The organism is Niallia yueguangensis, from assembly GCF_052663115.1.
The window spans coordinates 1-19,212 of sequence record NZ_JBQTCX010000011.1 but is presented as its reverse complement, the minus strand read 5'-3'; the positions used below and the strand labels follow the sequence as shown (position 1 = coordinate 19,212).

At 32.7% G+C, this 19,212-nt stretch carries 19 protein-coding genes and 2 pseudogenes; 8 read left to right on the top strand and 13 right to left on the bottom strand.

Going from position 1 to position 19,212, the window contains the following annotated elements; all coding sequences use genetic code 11:
* The first annotated feature begins 77 nt into the window (after nt 1-77).
* Nucleotides 78-596, top strand: coding sequence for an antibiotic biosynthesis monooxygenase family protein (locus tag ACTYA4_RS11805; protein ID WP_443481748.1), 519 nt, complete (start codon nt 78-80; stop codon nt 594-596).
* A gap of 305 nt (nt 597-901) precedes the next feature.
* On the opposite strand, the gene ACTYA4_RS11800 is transcribed toward ACTYA4_RS11805, so the two are convergent.
* The 3 genes from ACTYA4_RS11800 to liaF are packed head-to-tail and all read right to left on the bottom strand — an operon-like array spanning nt 902 to nt 3,318.
* The gene (locus ACTYA4_RS11800; protein ID WP_443481747.1) at nt 902-1,549 is read right to left on the bottom strand and encodes a response regulator; all 648 of its coding nucleotides are present in this window, start codon (nt 1,547-1,549) and stop codon (nt 902-904) included.
* Nucleotides 1,550-1,554: 5 nt separating this feature from the next.
* Nucleotides 1,555-2,589, bottom strand: a complete 1,035-nt coding sequence (locus ACTYA4_RS11795; RefSeq protein WP_443481746.1) for a sensor histidine kinase — start codon at nt 2,587-2,589, stop codon at nt 1,555-1,557.
* A gap of 9 nt (nt 2,590-2,598) precedes the next feature.
* On the bottom strand, nt 2,599-3,318 hold the full coding sequence (liaF, locus tag ACTYA4_RS11790; protein ID WP_443481745.1) for a cell wall-active antibiotics response protein LiaF: 720 nt from the start codon (nt 3,316-3,318) through the stop codon (nt 2,599-2,601).
* 282 nt (nt 3,319-3,600) lie between these two features.
* Between liaF and ACTYA4_RS11785 the strand changes: the two are divergent.
* A pseudogene (locus ACTYA4_RS11785) lies at nt 3,601-4,053 on the top strand (hypothetical protein); the annotation flags it as partial.
* Nucleotides 4,054-4,465: 412 nt separating this feature from the next.
* Here ACTYA4_RS11785 and ACTYA4_RS11780 read toward each other — a convergent pair.
* The 5 genes from ACTYA4_RS11780 to ACTYA4_RS11760 form a co-directional block, all read right to left on the bottom strand.
* Nucleotides 4,466-4,705 carry a hypothetical protein gene (locus ACTYA4_RS11780; protein ID WP_445505660.1) on the bottom strand — a complete coding sequence of 80 codons (240 nt, stop codon included), beginning with the start codon at nt 4,703-4,705 and terminating at the stop codon, nt 4,466-4,468.
* Nucleotides 4,706-4,749: 44 nt separating this feature from the next.
* Nucleotides 4,750-5,487 (bottom strand): hypothetical protein, encoded by a 738-nt coding sequence (locus ACTYA4_RS11775; RefSeq protein ID WP_443481743.1) that lies wholly within the window; start codon nt 5,485-5,487, stop codon nt 4,750-4,752.
* Between the two features lie 65 nt (nt 5,488-5,552).
* Nucleotides 5,553-6,707, bottom strand: coding sequence for a UvrD-helicase domain-containing protein (locus ACTYA4_RS11770; protein ID WP_445505659.1), 1,155 nt, complete (start codon nt 6,705-6,707; stop codon nt 5,553-5,555).
* Between the two features lie 132 nt (nt 6,708-6,839).
* The gene (locus ACTYA4_RS11765; protein WP_443481740.1) at nt 6,840-7,943 is read right to left on the bottom strand and encodes an ATP-dependent nuclease; all 1,104 of its coding nucleotides are present in this window, start codon (nt 7,941-7,943) and stop codon (nt 6,840-6,842) included.
* A gap of 29 nt (nt 7,944-7,972) precedes the next feature.
* The gene (locus tag ACTYA4_RS11760) at nt 7,973-8,290 is read right to left on the bottom strand and encodes an AAA family ATPase (RefSeq protein WP_443481739.1); all 318 of its coding nucleotides are present in this window, start codon (nt 8,288-8,290) and stop codon (nt 7,973-7,975) included.
* A 372-nt stretch (nt 8,291-8,662) separates the two neighbouring features.
* Between ACTYA4_RS11760 and ACTYA4_RS11755 the strand changes: the two genes are divergently transcribed.
* From ACTYA4_RS11755 to ACTYA4_RS11730, 6 genes are all read left to right on the top strand, one after another.
* A complete protein-coding gene (locus ACTYA4_RS11755; protein WP_443481738.1) occupies nt 8,663-9,109 on the top strand; it encodes a DUF2712 domain-containing protein in 447 nt (148 codons plus the stop codon).
* Between the two features lie 126 nt (nt 9,110-9,235).
* Nucleotides 9,236-10,000 carry a DUF2705 family protein gene (locus ACTYA4_RS11750; protein WP_443481737.1) on the top strand — a complete coding sequence of 255 codons (765 nt, stop codon included), beginning with the start codon at nt 9,236-9,238 and terminating at the stop codon, nt 9,998-10,000.
* Entirely contained in the window at nt 9,990-10,700 is a 711-nt protein-coding gene (locus ACTYA4_RS11745) for a WxPxxD family membrane protein (RefSeq protein WP_443481736.1), read from the top strand. Before ACTYA4_RS11750 ends, ACTYA4_RS11745 begins: the two co-directional genes overlap by 11 nt.
* Nucleotides 10,690-11,421 (top strand): DUF2705 family protein, encoded by a 732-nt coding sequence (locus tag ACTYA4_RS11740; protein ID WP_443481735.1) that lies wholly within the window; start codon nt 10,690-10,692, stop codon nt 11,419-11,421. The genes ACTYA4_RS11745 and ACTYA4_RS11740 overlap by 11 nt, the downstream gene beginning before the upstream one ends.
* A gap of 10 nt (nt 11,422-11,431) precedes the next feature.
* A complete protein-coding gene (locus ACTYA4_RS11735) occupies nt 11,432-12,067 on the top strand; it encodes an ATP-binding cassette domain-containing protein (RefSeq protein WP_443481734.1) in 636 nt (211 codons plus the stop codon).
* A 469-nt stretch (nt 12,068-12,536) separates the two neighbouring features.
* Nucleotides 12,537-13,742, top strand: coding sequence for a M20 family metallopeptidase (locus ACTYA4_RS11730; RefSeq protein ID WP_443481733.1), 1,206 nt, complete (start codon nt 12,537-12,539; stop codon nt 13,740-13,742).
* A 22-nt stretch (nt 13,743-13,764) separates the two neighbouring features.
* Here ACTYA4_RS11730 and ACTYA4_RS11725 read toward each other — a convergent pair whose 3' ends face one another.
* The 5 genes and pseudogenes from ACTYA4_RS11725 to ACTYA4_RS11705 form a co-directional block, all read right to left on the bottom strand.
* Nucleotides 13,765-14,496 (bottom strand): EcsC family protein, encoded by a 732-nt coding sequence (locus tag ACTYA4_RS11725; protein WP_443481732.1) that lies wholly within the window; start codon nt 14,494-14,496, stop codon nt 13,765-13,767.
* Nucleotides 14,497-14,668: 172 nt separating this feature from the next.
* Entirely contained in the window at nt 14,669-15,775 is a 1,107-nt protein-coding gene (locus ACTYA4_RS11720) for an RNA-guided endonuclease InsQ/TnpB family protein (RefSeq protein ID WP_443481731.1), read from the bottom strand.
* 17 nt (nt 15,776-15,792) lie between these two features.
* Nucleotides 15,793-15,900 (bottom strand): annotated as a pseudogene (locus ACTYA4_RS11715) (IS607 family transposase); the annotation flags it as partial.
* Between the two features lie 240 nt (nt 15,901-16,140).
* Nucleotides 16,141-17,358, bottom strand: coding sequence for an ABC transporter permease (locus ACTYA4_RS11710; RefSeq protein ID WP_443481730.1), 1,218 nt, complete (start codon nt 17,356-17,358; stop codon nt 16,141-16,143).
* Nucleotides 17,351-18,091: an ABC transporter ATP-binding protein gene (locus ACTYA4_RS11705; protein WP_443481729.1), complete on the bottom strand. Its 741-nt coding sequence runs from the start codon at nt 18,089-18,091 to the stop codon at nt 17,351-17,353. Before ACTYA4_RS11705 ends, ACTYA4_RS11710 begins: the two co-directional genes overlap by 8 nt.
* Nucleotides 18,092-19,212: the final 1,121 nt, after the last annotated feature.

The window sequence follows — 19,212 nt, the reverse complement described above, 5'->3', positions numbered from 1 at the left end:
ATATACATTTATAGCAAGATAAGACACTTTTTTCACAAAAACTACTTATACTACTAATAATAAAGGAGGTATATTTTATGCAAATTTTTATTGCAAATGGAACGTACGATTTTTTAGAAAAAAAATATGAAAAATACTTCTCTGCAGAAAACATGCTGCTTATGCAAAGCACAAATCAAGATCAAGCAACATTAGTACATGAATCTGATGGCAAAAGCTTTTTCAAGACGCCAAGAAAATTCGATATTTTATATTCATTTGGACAATTAGAAAATAAGGGATATGTAGTAATCAATCATTTTTCTTTAGAAGATATATCAAAACCGATTTTTGAACATAAAACAGTCCAAAAGTTAGAAATAAGCAGCAAACCGTATGCAGCCGTCCGTTTTCTGCGTTCAGTAAAAGGAGATGCTTATCTAGTATTATCATTATGGAGAGACCCGGATTCCTTCAAACAATGGGAAAGTTTCGCTTCTCCCCAAACATTCCCAATTGCAGGTCCGATTCCAGATGAGTGGAAAATTCAACAAAACAATATGTTCTATAGCAAATCATATGTAACCTACCATATCATCCCAGAAGAGAAAAAATAATAACAAAATTAAGGCTAATCAAAAGTCGCCTTCGATTAGCCTTAAAGTTTTGAACTATTTTTCTTTAAGGCTGTTTTCTCAAAGTTAGTTGTTTTTTACATAATACATTTGGAAAAGTGTTTCTTAGCAGCCTGCATACACGTAGACTCCTGTGGGAATGCGAGAAAGACGAGACCCCGCAGGAGCGTATGCGACGAGGAGGCTCGACGCTCGCCCACGGAAAGAGAAGTGTATTCAGGCTGCGAGTTTAAAAACAACAATCTATACGAAAACAACCTTTTTTAAAAAGAATGTTCCGAAGCAGATTAATTCTCTTTCTTGAAAGATTTTACCACTCCGTTCCTATTGGCATACACCGCTGCCTGTGTACGATCTGATACGTCCAACTTCGCAAGAATATTGCTTACATGCGTTTTCACTGTTTTAACCCCGATATATAATTCTTCACTAATTGTTTGATTGGTCATGCCTTCCCCGATGCACATAAGCACTTCTAGTTCTCTTTCAGTTAGATCATCATGAGGTTTTTTTTCTGAAGGACGAAGCTTTTTTAACATTACATTGGCTACTTTCGGCTCAATCACCGTTTCACCGGCAAACGCTTTATGAATAGCATCTACTACTTCCCGAGCGGTTGCTGTTTTCAGCAAATAACTAAATGCACCCGCTTCAATTGCTGGTATTACTTGTGTTTCATCATAAAAGCTTGTAATAATAATGACCTTACATTGGGGGAAATTTTTTAAAATCGCCTTCGTTGCCTCGATGCCATTTCCTTTTTCCATTAATAAGTCCATTAATACTACATCAGGCTTTTCCTCTGCTACAACCTCTATTGCATGATAGCCACCATTTGCCTCTCCTACCGCTTTTATAGTAGGTTCGGTTGCTAAATACGAAACAATTCCCTTTCTTACCATTTCATGATCATCTACGACAACCACTTTAATCATTCTTATCACCCCTTTATCGGTATACGGATGTCTATATACGTTCCCTCTCCGACTTTTGATCGAATTTCTATCATCCCACCAATTTCTTCACAGCGTTCCCGCATTGTTTTTAATCCATAGGAAGCTTTTCTTTCAACCGTTGGGTCAAACCCCATTCCATCATCATTTATATGTAAATAAGCATATGCATCTTTCTCCTCTAATGTCATCTTCACTTTTTTTGCATGTGAATGACGGAGAACATTGGATAATGCTTCTTGAACAATCCGAAACAAGTGCTCCTGTACTGCAGATGATAAAGACTCAATTTCATCAATACTTGCAGTAAAATGTAAATGTGTTTTTTCTTTTAGTTCTTGGATCAATTTGATTATTCCGTCGCATAAACTGTCATTGCTTAATTCAATTGGGCGCAAATGCAGCAATAATGCACGCATTTCTCCTTGTGCTTTTCCTGCAATCTCTACAATTTCCTTTAATTGTATTTTTGCCTGCTCTGGATTGGTGTCAAAAATTCTATAGGCAGCCGATGACATCATATTTAATGCAAAAAGCTGTTGACTGACAACATCATGCAAATCTCTTGCCAAACGCTGTCTTTCTTCCATGACAGCTGCTGTATGCGCTGTTTTTGCGAGTGTTGTTTTTTCATTCGCAAGCCTTTGCAATGATTGGACTAATTCTTGTAAATAAGTAGCAAGCTGGTTCAATTCTTCACTTATATGTCCAATCATTTCTTTATTGGACACATCCATTCTTTCTGCAAATTTGCCTCTTCTTAATGTAGATACAAACAATAATACATCTCCTAACTGGTTGCTTAAAACTCCACTTTCCTTCAAAGCAAAATACAAACCAACTAGCAACGTAACAAGCAGACTGTTGATAAAAAGCCAAAATGACGTTTTTGTCGTAAAAACTGGATTATTATAAAAATACAAATAGACTTGCGTCCCAATAAATAGAAGCAATGAACTAATGATGCTTGTCATAAAAAAACTTTGAAAATACCAATAGCGAATTCCTTTTGTTTTCTTCACAACACACCTCTATACTCTTTCAATTCGAATATCACCAATTTTTAAATAGATTTGCAGATTGATTTTTTTCACTGCTTGATCATAATCAGGAGATTTATAGGCTAATCTGTTCTTTATCCCATCTTTAGAGGAATGGAAAATTCGCAGATCCCCTATTTTCACTTCACCTTCAATATTTACAGGCAAGTCATCTGGAATTAATATTTTTATATCGCCGATCCAACCATTTATTTCAATCGTTGTTTCTTTTTCCGGAATATAGGCTTTGCTGAAATCAATAAAATAATCACCGATGCTATTATATAATTCCATCGGTTCCACTGCCCAATTATCATGATTCAGCTTAACATCTCCAATGGAAAAATCCTTTGATAATCTGACTTCTTTTTTTGTATATCCAAATAGAAATCTTATTGCACTAAATATAATAATAAGAGGCCATAGTTTCCAAAACTCAACAAATTGAAAGCTAATCACATGCAATCGATCAAGCACTAAAAAGCTCGAAAAGATAATAATGAATAAAGAAAAGAAATAATTACTTGTTCTATTTATTATATTGCCGGCAAAAGAAATCAATCCGTACACTAATAACAGAAATGGATAAGATACGACAAAAAGCTGTTTTATTTCCAAGGAAATGACACCAATATTTACGAGCAATATAGCTACTCCAACTGCTAATAAGCAGATGGCAAACATAATTTGATATAATGATTTGCTACGCAAATTCTTTCTCCTTTCCTCTTCCTCACCTTTTTTATTCAACATAAAAATTCAACTATTTTCTTATTTTAGTTTACTATTTTTTCAGCTCTGTTTGTTCATTCCATAGATGATTTTTTATCCATCTTGAGAAGGAGTTATCCGCTATTCATACTATCTTCATTTTTTAAAGAGAAATTGTTTTTCCCTATCACCAAATACAACTCCATTCATACGCTGTATTAATCCGAATCGTGGCAAATGCCTATACGTTTTCTTAAGCGGATTAGAAGGGAGTAATATAATATGGGTATAGAATTAACAGCACTTCACTGGATATATGTTTTATTTATACTTTTTATTATCGGATTTATGGTGATGAAGCGTGATACTACTTTCATTTGTATAGTTGGAATATTTTTATTGGCAATTACAGCTACTGGATCATTAAGCAGTTCGATAAGCAGTATTTTCACCAGCTTTATCTTTGCTATTACCGAATTGCTGCCTACTATATTAGTTATTTCCATTATTGTTGCAATGAGCAAAATATTAACACAAACAGGAATTAATGATGTCATGATATCCCCTTTTGCGAAATTAATCCGGTCACCAGGATTAGCTTATTGGATTATCGGCATCCTGATGATGCTTATTTCCTTCTTTTTCTGGCCATCACCAGCTGTTGCCTTAATCGGAGCTGTTCTGCTGCCCGTTGCCGTAAGAGTTGGATTGCCAGCAATTGGAGTAGGGAAAGCCAGCAAAAGAATCTTTAGAATTATTTTTTACATATTTCTTATTATAAAAATTCTAAAAAACATCAGTTCTATACGCACCTTAGCCCCAAAAAATTGTACTGGGGATATAACCACGGACTTTTAAATCATACCGCCCATGAGGTTGAAAAGTGAAACATCTTTAACAACATTTAATAAAATGGCGTTAAATCAACGTTTTAAGACTTTTATAATGTAACATCTTGAACGAAAAATTACGCCCATTTCTTAGATGGCGTTAGCAAAATGTTAGCATTTCGTTAACTGATAACTATTTATGATAAGGTTCACCGTAATTATTTAAGAGGAAAAAAGCATGGAGAAAATGATTTTCTCCATGCTTTTTTCTAGATACTAAGTTTTATCAAACAGATTGAATCTTAGTATACAATCCATTACTTGCTTTTCATTTCTGTATGGATGGAATTAAGTTTTTGGTTAGTTTCTTTTTTTATCTTTTCCCTTTTCTCTAATTCACTATTTTCTTTAAGAATTAATACTATTGATTCTTTTAAAGAATCATAATTTGCTAAACACTCTTTTTCTGTAAGTTGGTGTAAACCTTTACTAAGTATTCCATAAATAAATGTCTTATTTTCATTTAAATAATCTGGAATTAACCCTAGTTCATGCAATTGTTGTACCTTCTCTTGCATTTTTTTCTTTTCAAATTCTTCTTTTATAAGTAACCCTTCGGATTAGCTGTTTCAGCTTTATTAAAAATTAACCTTTCAAAGATTCTTCTTAAATAAAGGTAACCCGCCACTCCGTAATTGTGAGTTTTTAATATTGTAGCAGTTCTAAAATCTTTCTTGGATTTGATGTCTTTACCAAAAATGTCATCTAAACCGTTAAATTTTTCAAAGTCCATTATAGAAGGATATTGCCCTGTTTTGATTAAGTAACCATCTTCTGTTATTTGAAAAATAACATACATTTTATGTTGATGTTTAGATGTACAATGGAAAGTTATTTGAGCAGTATTAGTTTCACCAAATACTTTTTCAAAAAAAACTTTCGCACGACTCTTTAATTTTTCATTTACGTACTGCTCATGTGCCTCATTTTCGTCCGCAGACCTAATATTTGTTCCTACTGTTAATATATCATCATCTGGATCAATGTCGTAAAGCTTCTCATGTTTAGAGCTTACAATATAGGTATCTCTTTTACACATAGGACAATAATGATAAATATTATGTTCCTTTAAGAAGATGGTCTTTAAAAATTTAAAATCCTTTCCTTCAACAAATTCCGTGTGATTAAGGATTGTGGGGCCGAATTCTTCATTATAGTCTAAAACTTCAAGTTCTTCCCTTGTTTCAACTGCTAAATCATACTTAATATTTGTATACATAGGAAAATTAAAAAGTAATGAGGCTCCCTTGCCAACAAAATCAGTAATTTTCACTTCCAAGTCAAAACCTTCTTTCTAAAAAAGTTTATGTAATCACATCATAGACTTAATGTATGCATAGGCTATTATGAAATAATGAAAATAGTAATATCATATTTTAACACTTCCTCTTGACTGATTATTTCCCATTTATTCAAAAAGTCAAAGTAAGAAGGTTTTTCTGTTAAAATCGCAACATTATTTTTGCTTCTTGTAATGGCTACATAAAACTGAGCTATTACTGAATTCGACATTTTGTGTCTACCATTTATAATGTGATATTCCATTTCTTTTGTGGGAAGTATTAAAACATTATCAAAGCTTAACCCCTTTGATTTGCCAAAAGTTATTGATTCAAAGTTACATTCTTCATCGAGGAAGGATCTGAACTTTCTAAGCGCTCTTATATCATAGTAGGAGTACTGTTGGCTTATAATGTTTAAAAACAAGGATATATTATCCATACTGACCAGAAATGTTCCCGCATCTTCCTTCTCAACTTTCTTTGCTGATTGCATATTAAGGTCACTATACAAGATGTTTGCTAAATCACAAACTATCTGTGGACAACGGTGGCATACTTCTAAGGTTTCTAGATTATCGTGCTTTAACACTTCCGTAAAGAAATTAAAGATATTAACCCCTCTATATTTGCTAAGAAAAGGTCCAAAGTTTGTTGAATATGTTGCTTGTCTGTGGTCTCCTACAACTACAAGATTTAGGCTAGACCGGTAAATAGCCTCGATTATTTTTAAATCGTATCCTCCCATGTCTTGAATCTCATCTATAAGAATCGTGGAATAAATTTTTTCGAGTCTATCAATGATTGCTCCAACAGAAGCTTCTAATATTACATAGCAAAATTGAGCCAGCCTTTCATAATATAGTCTTCCTTGGAAGTCGTAATAATACCTCCAATTAGTAGCTGTTACACCTTTTAACCGTGGTATCTCCCCTAACGAACAAAAATTAATCCCTTCTATTTCCGGTCCTCCCATAACCTTTCGATATGGCCTAGCACCCTCATTAAGCAAAAACTCTGTCCATGTCTTACATTTTATGTTCGAGGGTATAACTCCTACTGAGTCCATAAGATCATACTTCATAGAGTTTAAATTTGCATTCGTATATGTAAGGTACAGTACTTTTCCTTCGTTATAGTTTCTTACTGCTTCTCCTATTAATAACGTAGTCTTTCCTGTTCCAGCAGCAGCCTTAATGATTCTCTTATTGGATGGCATAACTTATGTACTCCGGAAAATTTAAATGTATTTCGTTGTTCAAAAATACTTTTAATGCCCAATCAGTTTTGTTTTTAAGCATAAATTCTAGCAACTCTTCTTCAGACTTATCATGTTTTCCTAGTATTGTTTTTAATTGCCACTATCACACTTTAAGACCTGTGGTTCTAATGTATTCAGCTCATTATTTATGCTAAAACACACTTTAATGGCACCTTCCATGTAGTCCTTATATTTATTAATTATATTCTTTTCAAAATCATGATCGTTATCTGTAACTACTACAGTATTTATATTTAGCAACTTTGCTATGTCTAGAAATCTTTTAAAAGAAAGCCCGTTAACTGATATGACATCTATCCCATCATCTAACGGAAGTTTATTATATTTTTGATAATAGGCTTTTTGAATAATTAAATCGTCTGCTGGTCCCTCTACCAATATTACCCTTTTAGATAAAATAAATCTTAAAGGGTCATAGTTCGGTAGTTTTTGGAAATAATCCCTTGTGTCCTTTGGCAACTGATTTAACTTCCCACTTCTATTATCACCAAAAAGGATAACAGTTTCCATTGCCATTTTATTTAATACATACGAACTATGGGTAGTAATAAGTAATTGTTGATCAGAATATTCGGATGTGATTTTATCTAATAAAATTCTCATGTTTGAAAATGAAAGATGACTCTTCGGTTCCTCTATTAATATTAAACTTCTTTCAGGCTTTCTGTTTCCAATAGAAAGTGTTATCTTTATAACATTTTGTTCACCTTTACCAATATAATCGAAAGGGATATCGTCTAAGAAAGCAGCAATTGCTGATTCCCAAGTAGCCTTTTGAGTCACATCTAGAGATATTGATAAGTTCCTTGTGTCGTCTAACATGAGATTTTTCTTCTCATTCATTATAGAGGATATATTTGGATTCCCACCGAATTTTTCTTTATAGCTTCGGTAGAGTACCGCTAAATTAGCTTTTTGTTTTTCATCTAGGACATCTGAGATTATCTTCATAATATACTTTTGAGAACTAGCAGCTAGGCTTGTAGTCGTAGAGTCAATTAAATGGGATTTTATTGGAATCGATCTTGTAGTTATCGTCGCTCCCGCGAAACTTTTCCATTCTACTGTATAGTACTCAGTAGGGATATGTATAAAATTTTCATTTTCAATATATTGCTGATATTCTTCCCGATAATGCTCATTAAATTTAATAGAAAATACGAATCCCGGCACATTAATATTTTCGCTATTCTCTATACCTATTAATTTTCATTAAGGTCAGAATCTTCCGACTCGGAGAAGTATAATTCTATTTTTGTTTCTGGAAGAGTTTTCTTATTATCAACTTTTACTTCTTCTATGAAATGGTTTACTATTTTCCTGTTAAATATATAGGGTGATAATTCATAAAAGATTGGTTTACCATTGATTGTTCTTGTTAAGGCCAAGTGGATAGCTTCCAATAGCGTTGATTTTCCAACCCCATTATTTCCTATCATTACAGAAAAGTTATTATTAAACTCTAAGGTAAAGTCTTCAAATTTTTTGTAATTATAAATTTTTAACTTCTTTAATAACATTTACTTTTACCCCCATTTATCGAGTTATTAAGCGGCAATTATCAGTTTAACTTCATGTGTTTCTAACTTTTTTTGCCAATATCCATTGAAAGAAATATTCTTCGCTTTGAACTTCAGGCAATGTATACCGTAGTGCCTTGTTACCTAAAGGTAGGTACTTCTCAAGGGAGTAAAGTCCCTGTCTTTTTAGAATTGAAAAACCAGCACCTTCAATTATGTTTACCAAATCAGTCTGGGGATAAAACTTGCAAGTTTCTTGAAATTCCGACAACTTTTTGAACATCTAGAATAACAACGTGGAAACTATTGTAAGTAATTTAGAAGAATAATACAATTAAACATGAGAGCAAATAAAATTTTTAGGAGGTTAATATGAAAAAGTCAACAAAACGTAAGTTGGGGCAATTAGGATTAGCATTAGGTATCGGAGTGGGTGTTTTGGGTTCACCTCTAGTTTCTCATGCAACAGATAATTTTGATAATGATTATTTATTCCATATTCTTTCATACCAGTTGAATACAAGAGAATATGAAGAAAGTGCATATAGGCAAACTACTAGTATTGATAATCCATGGAAAGTACAAATGACTTGGTCTGAGGAATCAGATTCGTCAAATACAATTACTCGTTTTTGGTTAGAAAAAGAAAACGAGACTAATGTATCTGCGCCGGTAGACAAATTGGAGGGAGATCCTGCCTCATATGTAAAACCATACTCTACAGCAAATCAGACAACTGTTTACTTAACAGCAGAAAATAATAATTACAATCTGGATCAGTATCTAGTAGAAGGAATTTGGGATGAGGAAACATGGTAAATAGAAAGTGAGTGAGAAAAAGGTTGGCTCTCGCTCTGTTCTTACTTCTTTTATTCCATAAGTTGTGAATGATTCATTATTTCATTCTTACTTATAATTTTATTGTGCTTGATTAGGAGGATATATGTGAAAAGTTCTTTTTTACGAATTTATAAAAACAGAAAAAGTATGATTTTCTTTTGGATCATTATTTTTGTACCGTTAATTGAAGTGTGTTTTTTGTATATAAATAAGATAAAATGGGGAACAGATTATCATCCGGCCATTGCTTTTTTTCTTTCTGGATCGGGAGGGCATATAACTCAAATTTTACTTTTTTGGTTTCTGCCAATATATTTTTTAATAATATGCTCAGATGATTATATTCAAGATGTAAAGTATGGATATAATGCGATTATAATTTCAAAAGTGGGGAAAAAAATTTACATAAGGAATAAGTTTATTATGTCTTTTTTAGTTCCATTTATTACAATGCTTACAGCTTTAGTTTTAAATTTAATTCTTTCTTATATTCTTTTTGCTGGGGGAACGTTTTCGTTTGGATTATTTGAAATGAGTTTTGGTGATGATTTATTACATGAATTTAGCTTAAATAATCCTTTTTTAACTGCTCTTTCTTTTTTATTAAATGTAAGTATTTTTTCTGGATTAGCTGGAGCATTGGGAGCAAGTGTCAGTATGATTTTTAAAAACAGTAAATACTCTTACCCTGCTGCATTTTTTATATGGTTTACCTTAATTATTCTTAATAATTCACTCATGAATTTATTTCAGCCTTTTACAGAATACGGGTTTGATGATATTATTCCTGCTGAAATACAGTATTTACTTTTATTAGTCTTGTTACCAATTTTCACATTTTTATATAGGGTAAAAACGGATGAAATATAAATTAAAAAAATACGTTATTTCAGTTTTGATTGTACTGCTGTTTTTCTCTATTATATGGTATATGCAAAACGATACATTTATTTCCAGTTCAAATGACAATATACTGTTAATTATGAATGGAAGTTTACAAGGCTATAGTTCACTAAGGGTATTAACCATCTTATCCTTAGTATTTTTACTATTTATGAATATTCTTGCAATAAAAGAGGAAACTTCCTATCTTACTCGAAAATCAGATAGAGTAAAATTATTTCACGGCCATATAGCCAATATCTTCTTTTCCTCCTTACTTTTTGTTGGATCATTTTTAATAGTAAATGTAGTATTTACTTTTATTTTTATTGGAAATGATATAATGTTAGATCATAATTTTTACATAATCACCTTCTTAAATGGTGTTGCCATGGTATTTTTATATTGGTGGATAGGAATATTAGATAAAATCCTTGAGGACTGGTTTCATTCAAAAAATATTGCTATTGTCATAACATTTATTTTAGTTGCTTTAAGTTATTTTATTGAAACTCCGTTTTGGGTCCCTATCGAGGATATACGTATATATGAAATGTTATTAAGTGACGTGTGGGACTTCACTATTTTAAGTTTTATCTATATTCGCCAGCTAGGATTAGCTATTATTTTATATATTGTAGGTAAAATAATATTTAATGAAAAGGACTTCATATTTTATGAAAGGTAGAAGCCTATTTTTTATCATTTTAATTGCTTTTACATTGCAATGTTGGATGTATGGGCCAATTATAGCTAAATGGTATCCTGAGATTCCTGATGGTTTAAACTTTTTCATGGGGATACCTCTATTAGCTGATTACAGGTTGTTAATGTTTTGGTATCTCTCATTTGTAAGTATCAGTTTTTATTTTTCAGGAAATGTAAAAGAAGTACTTAATGGGTACGGACAATATTTAATGGTACGGAATTACAATAGGGTAAAGTGGATAATATTGCGTTATTTTTGGGTTGCTATTAAATTGATGGCATTAATCTTCATACAAAGTGTTGTTTCATACTATATTACCTTTTTTTTCTATAGTAATTCAGAGTTTATAGTTAATATATTAATATTAAAAGCTATTCTGATGTATTATATTACTTTCCTTTTTCTATTAATCTTACAGTTATATTTAGAATTATATTTTAGTCCCCAGATAGCATTTTTAAGCATTAACACATACGTTGTAGGAGCCATTATTGGAGCTGATCTAATGTTTAAATACAATATAAAGGGATTTTTTATATATTTATTAATTCCAAACTATGCAATGGGGTCTCGTCTGAATATTTTTTCTAACAGTTTAGTTATTATTCACTATATCCCTGCACTAATAACAATAATCACTTTAATAGGAATAGTTTTGATATTTTCAGTAAAAAGAATAAAATCAATTGATTTTTTATAGGGGGCAAATGATGACAAATATAAGTGTTCAGAATTTATTTAAAGTAATTAAAAGGCGACAAGTACTGACTAATATTAATTATAACTTTAGAGACGGACAGATTTATGGTATATATGGTAGGAATGGATCTGGTAAAACAATGTTGCTAAGAGCGCTTTCAGGATTGATTCATCCAACAAACGGTTCAATTTACATTGGTGATAAAAAATTACATGAGGATATTTCCTTTCCTTCTAGCATAGGAGTAATTATTGAAAATACTGATTTATTACCTCAGTTTGATGCTTATACCAATTTAAAAATACTAAGTAAAATTAAAAAAGTGGCTACAGATGAGGATATAAAAGCCGCAATAAATAGAGTAGGGCTTGATAGTAACAGTAAGTTAAAAGTAAAAAAATTTTCGTTAGGGATGAAACAAAGATTAAGTATTGCACAAGCTATCTTTGAAAAACCAAGTATTATTTTATTAGATGAACCCACTAATGCACTTGATGAAAACGGAATAGAACTTGTACGTAAAATGTTATTAGAAGAAAGAGAAAGGGGAGCACTTATAATTATTGCTAGTCACAACAAAGAAGATTTAGAAATTCTCGCTGACCATAGAATTCAGATGGTAGAAGGAACAATCATTACTGACTAAATTTATTAACTTTTCTCTTTTTAGTTTTAATGGGAGTCTACGTGTATTCAGTCTGCTGAGTACTTCTACTCTCATTTTTTTGTATGAAAAAGGCTATTTTGTAAGCAAGGCAAATTATCTATTTTATCCAATAATAATTTGCACTATACAAAAATGGAACAATTATTCCTTTTTCATGTTAGATGGTGGAGACGAGGGACGAGTCTCCATGGGAGTTTTACGTGAAAAACAACAAACTTTGAGAAAACAGCCTATTAAAAAAAACAGATAAAATCCTTCCTATCATGAAATCCATACATCAAAATAATACTTTTTGGTGTATATTTCCTATTACTTTGCATAATAAGCATCGTTTATTATAATTGTCAATTTAGACTTCTCCCCACTAAACAAAATTATTCCCTATCATTTAATTTATCGTGATATAATATAAAAATAAATATTCTGAACTTTCTACGGGGTGAATTGGATGATCGAAACTCTTTTTCAAGATTTAGAAAGCGGTTATGAGGAGATGGTATCCATTAGAAGATACCTCCATCAATATCCAGAGCTTTCTTACGCGGAACATAAAACAGCGCAATACATCATTTCTTATTATGAAAAATTAGGGATAGAAGTAAAAGGGAATATAGGAGGAAACGGAGTAATCGCAAAAGTATATGGCGGCAAACCAGGAAAAACTGTTGCGCTCCGAGCCGATTTTGATGCATTACCAATCCAAGATGAAAAAGATGTCCCTTATCAATCAAAAGTCGCTGGTGTTATGCATGCATGCGGACATGATGGACATACTGCGACTTTATTAATGTTAGCTAAAGTATTAGAAAAAAATAAAGAGTCTTTATCTGGAACGTTTGTATTTATTCATCAACATGCAGAAGAGATGTCGCCCGGCGGTGCTAAACCAATGATTGAAGCAGGCTGCTTAGAAGGAGTCGATGTTATATTCGGCACACATTTATGGGCAACGATTCCAACTGGTACAGTTGCTTACCGCAGCGGTCCAATGATGGCGGCGGCAGACGGTTTTAAAATAACGATCCAAGGCCAAGGCGGACATGGTGCCCAGCCTCATAAAACAAAAGATTCGATTGTTACGGCCTCGCAATTAGTTGTAAATCTTCAACAAATAGTCAGCAGAAAAGTTAATCCAATTGATTCTGCGGTATTAACGATTGGCACCTTTCAATCTGGTACAGCCAATAATGTCATTGCAGATACTGCTGTTTTAACTGGTACCGTTCGTACATATAAGGAAGAAGCTCAAAACCTTATTGTAGAGGAAATGGAACGAGTAATTAAAGGTACATGCTACACAGCAAACAGTACGTATACTTTTCAATATGAAAAAGGCTATCCTGCTGTCGTGAATCATCCTAGCGAAACACAGTATCTTGCTGAATGTGCTGCAGCCATTTCTGGTGTCGATGCATTGGAATGCGATCCTGATTTAACTGGTGAAGATTTTTCTTATTATCTGAACCATATAAAAGGGACCTTCTTCTTTACAGGTGCCAAACCAGATACAGATGGTCCAACGTATCCACATCATCATCCAAAATTTGATATAAATGAAAAATCGATGTTAATTGCTGCCAAAACACTATGTTCTGCAGCCGTACAATATCACAGTGCATTTTCTGAGGATGCAGCGTTATCTGCCATCAAATAATTGGTACTTCCATCTATTGAGGTTATTCCCCCTCAACAGATGGAAGTTTTTTTAAATCTCTTATCCGATACACATTTTTTGCTACTTCCCCTAATTGATCAATTAAATTATAATTGGCATACGCTCCAACAGCCGCCCCAATTCCTGGAACAAGCTGAAGCATTTTAACAAAATCGATATAATCTCGATACTCTTGCTGCAATTCTTTCCAATCAAGCTGCAGCACTTCTGACTTCCGCTCCTCCCAATTTTCAACAATATCAAAAATCACTTTTCTTTTCTCTTCACTTGAAAAAGCTAGCTGAAAAATATAAAGCAAAAATACTCGTTCTTCATATTGATCTGTATCATATCCATATAAAGAAGCTGCCTCCATTAGGAACTTCATCTTAATAGACAATAACAAAGGAAAATCCGCTAATCCTAAAAGGATGCCTCCTGCACCAGTGCCGGCACCTTCTACACTTGCAGTTTTTTTGTAAATATCGATTTTTTTATCCATTAATTCATCTTTTTCTATTAAAGTAAGATTCAGATGCTGATTTTTTTTCGTTAATTTATTTGATCCCGCTAAAGTGGTGTTTATCATTTGCTTTATGGCTTCTGTAATCACTTCATGTATTTTAGCAGGAATAATCGCATTCATTTTATTTTGGGCTTTTTTTGACATTCGATTGAACATAGATGATCGTTTTAACACCTTTCGTTTCCATTCAGAAACTTCTATGTAAACTTTTTTTTCATATGCATTCATGCTTATTCCGTTGCCAATACCTTATAAAAATCTATAAAATATGTTTATTTCCCTGTTCTTCGTGTCCGATTTTGCCAAAGCTACTCTCGTTTGATATGACACTCCTAGGGCGTAAATTCGGATACAACGAATCCTACATATTAGCAATAACGTTTAGGTGTTAATTTGCTAATTAATAATGTGATAAGTTGATAGACGCGTTCAAATCCCTATCTACCATAAGACCACAATCACATTGATATATTCGGTCAGATAGCTTTAGGTCTTCTTTAATAGCCCCACAACATGAACACATTTTAGAAGATGGATACCATTTATCAGCTTCAACAAATTCAATGCCATGTTTCTCACATTTATACTGGATTTGTCGTTTGAATTCATATAGCTTTTGTTTTGCGATGGCTTTTGACAAATGTTTGTTCTTCATCATTCCTTTGATGCTTAAGGTTTCTATTACAATTCGATATGGTTTGGTTCTCACGATATCGTTTGTAGTTTGATGAAGATGATTGGCTCTAATATTTGTCAATCTTCTATATAGTCGTTGAATCTGTTTCTCGATTTTTATAATATTGCTTGTTTTGACGAAACGGACTCCCTCCTTGTTCATTTGATATTTTCGAGAAACTTGACGCTGCAACCGACGAAGGCGTTTCTCTGCCTTTTTTACTACTTTTGTCTTGTTAATGTTTTTAAACTTTCTACCATCTGAACATATCGCTAGTTCTTTCACACCAACATCAATTCCTAGCGAAACATCTGATAATTCCGTTGATTGCATTTCTTCTTCAATCCCAACAGACAGGTACCAGTACTTACCATCAAAGCTTATTCTTGGATTAGAGTACTTTACGCCCATCAGCAAATGTTCAGACGTTTTAATCCAACCAACTTTTTCAATTAACACCTTATTCTTTTTGATTTTTAGCTTGATAGGGTCATTGTAAAAAGACGGTTTTGATTTCTTTCTGCTTTTGAAACGTGGTTTGTTTGCTTGTTTCTTAAAGAATTTCTTATACGCATCACAAGCATCTTTGATAGCTTGCTTTGTGATATTATTCGATACCTTATACAACCAAGCATATTCTTTCGTTTGTTTCAAAGCAGTCAATTCTTTACGAAGATCATTATTAGAAATAAATTTGCCACCGTTTTTGTAGTTTCCTTCTTGCTTTCCCAATGTCCAGTTATATGCCCAGCGAGCTGTTCCTGCTGATTTCCAAAGCTGATGTTCCTGTTCTTTCGTTGGTTTTATCCTTATTTTCTTTGCAAGGATCACTTTCCATCAACTTCTTCATCTGTCACATGTTGTAGTTTAAAAGTATTTTGTTTATTCCAATTTCTTAATGTTTGTGTTGTTTTTCCTATCCATTCAGCAAATGCACTTATTGAATAATATCTCATTAATATCACCTCTTAGTTTTATTATAAAAATAAAGATAATAATAAAATAAGAAGTTTTTATGAACCTTTATAAACTACTTTTACTTTAAATTGTCCTTTCCCTCACTTATTATTGTATACATACGCAAAACAAACCATTATGTTCCCGAATTTTTTACTGTGAAAGTATCTGAATGAATAGAATACGTTTTTTTTATTTAAAGCGAGTGTTGTCGACAGCCTAAAAACGCCTTTCCTATACTAGGAAAGACGCTTCTTATTCAAATAAAAATTAACAAATAAATACGTAAAAACAAAGCTTGCGGATATAGAATATACAGCAATTAATACCTCACCTTTAAAAAATAGAGCTAGCGATAACAACATTCCCTGCAGCAATAAAACAGTAGAAATAAGGTTTTTAAACGATTTAATCTTTAACGTAGTTGGCAGCGGATATAAATCTATCCAAATTTTGTCTTGATACGCATTCCATAACGGAATAAGCTGCAAACCAGTTAAAAACAAAAATAATATCACAAGCAGCACCTGTCCTAGCCCAAATGATAAGAAAAATAACGTCAATGCCCCTATTACAGTTAATCTTATTGTTAATCCTAAATAGTCGCCAGATCGAAAATATGTTCTCCAAAATAAATGTGTAAACGTTTTATTTCCATCAAACTTAATCAGGCGGACAAATAAATCCAATAACTTCCTTCTTTTTATACGATTCTTTAACTTAGGAACATCTGTAAACATATTGGCAAATAGGTAAAAGGATGCTAATCGTTTTTCATCTTGGGCAATTAAATACTCCCACTTTACCCCTTTCATTTTTGTTGCATATTGAAAATAAATCCATAAAAATACAAGCAGTAAGAACGGGATAATAATAAAAATGGGATTCGAATTTATAAATAAAAAATATAATAAAACTGCATTCACACAAAATCGAATGATACTGTCTATGTAATGATAAGTTGTATTAATAAAATATTGAATGTGCCAGCGAATGACCAAATTTAATCCTTTGCTTCCAAATAAAACAACAAGAAAATACCAAAATGAATGGAATTTTTGATTGTTCATTTGTGCATACATTGGCATTAAAATGCCTAGTCCAATAATTAATAAATAAGCTTGAATGATAAAACTAACCATCATGCATTTCTTAAAATAACTCGTCATTTTTGTTTCAATAGGAATTAAAAATATTTTATCTGCCTCTTTTAAATAAGTATAAGTAGGACTTTTTGTGACAAGCAGCGCTAATAGGATGCTCATAATCATTCCAGCTGGAAAATTTTCAGGCAAATGCTGCAGCCAGGCTTGATAATAATAAGCGGCTGTCCCTAATAAAAACACGAAAACGAGGACAAGATGTCCATTAAATATATATTTTAAGTACTGTATATATTCTTTTGCTGTTTGACCAATTCGATCTTTCCATAGCTGCTTTTCATTAAACTCAAACATAATCTTCTTCCTTTGTTAATTGAATATATAGATCATCAAGGGTCGCATTCGGCATATTAAATTCTTTGCGCAGCTCATCCATTGTACCGGCACATTTTATGTTTCCTTCATGAAGAATGATAATTCGGTCACAATATCTTTCTGCCGTTGCTAAAATATGTGTAGACATTAAAATCCCTGCACCATCCTCTTTCATCTTTTTCATCAAATCTAACAAGGACTGAATGCCTAATGGATCTAATCCAACAAATGGTTCATCCACAATATAAAGGGAAGGCTGTACTAAAAAAGCGCACATAATCATTACTTTTTGCTTCATTCCTTTAGAAAAATGTGCTGGAAACCATTTTAGCCTTTTTTCCATCCGAAATTCTTTTAACAATATATTCAATCGTTCTTTATACTGTTGTTCCGTTAAGCCGTAAGCCATTGCTGTTATTTTCAAATGCTCTTCTAACGTTAATTCATCATAAAGAATAGGTGTTTCAGGTACAAAGGTAAATTTTTTCCGATAAGCTTCCTTATTTTTTTCAAAAGAAAGTCCATCTATCGTGATTTCGCCTTTTTGCGGTTCCATTAATCCAATAATATGACGGATAGTTGTACTTTTCCCTGCACCATTTAAACCAATTAATCCGACTATTTCATTTGCATTGATCGAAAAGGATATATCCTTTAATACAGGATTTCTTGTATATCCTCCCGTAACATTTTTTATTTCTAATAGCGTCATTAGACGTAACCTCCAGATAATAAGTAGTTATAGTGTAACAACAATCTTAATGAAATAAAAATAATTCCTCATCTTTTTTATTTATTTTGTATATATTCTTTTCACTTGGACATTCTATTTATTGAAGGGGAGCACCATTAAATATTATTGAAACAAAAACTTCAATAATGAGGTGTTTGCTAAAGATTATTCTAATAATCCTATTAGTGTATTATTCAAAAAGAAGGACAAAAAAAGCCCAGAAGTTCAAGAAAGTTTAGTTTAAGCCACCAAAGCGTATGCTATTCATACGTGAAGAGCTAAAAACTATGCTGACAAGAAAATCTACAGCTATTTTTCCCAGACTTTTTAAAAAAACACTATATATGTAAACTTCATTCGTTCCTGTAAGAAAAGCGAAAGCGCCCTTGCTTATCGACGGAAAAAGCTGAGTTCCACAGGATGTGGATCACACAATCGTTGCCACACGACGTGGCGCTTTTAGATTGTGTACCTTACACAGATAAAGGAAACACGAAGAGCGCAAGCGTCGATGTTGACTTATCGTAGACGAGGTGAGGGAAGCATTGAAGTCGATAGGGCGCTGGAGCTAGACAGTTATCTAACTTCAGATGTAAATTCTGGATTAGATAAATAAGGGGATGGTTACCTTGCACAGAGTGATAAGTGTAACATAAAGATCAGTAACACCATATGTTGCTTAACGCAATAATGTCATTTCCACTTTGAAATGAGGTGTTTGTCGCAGACTATCATCCAATCTTTATACGTTAAACTAACATATAAAGCAATAAGGGGATGGTTCGCTTGAACAATGATCACGATTTCTCATCGAAAACAAATCATTATTAAATGAGGTGTTTGTCAAAGAGAATAACCTTAGAACGTTTTGATAGAAGTTCCCCTTCAATTAGGCAGGATTCCATTTGGATCCTGCCTTCTTTGGTGTAAGAAAAGTGTTTTTTACATCAAAAATGGGAGAAGAGTACTTAGCAGCCTGCATACACGTAGACTCCTGTGGGAATGCGAGAAAGACGAGACCCCGCAGGAGCGAATGCGACGAGTTATCATGAACAAAACTAGCTCCTTACTCGTAAATTCGTAGATTAATTTGGTAATAC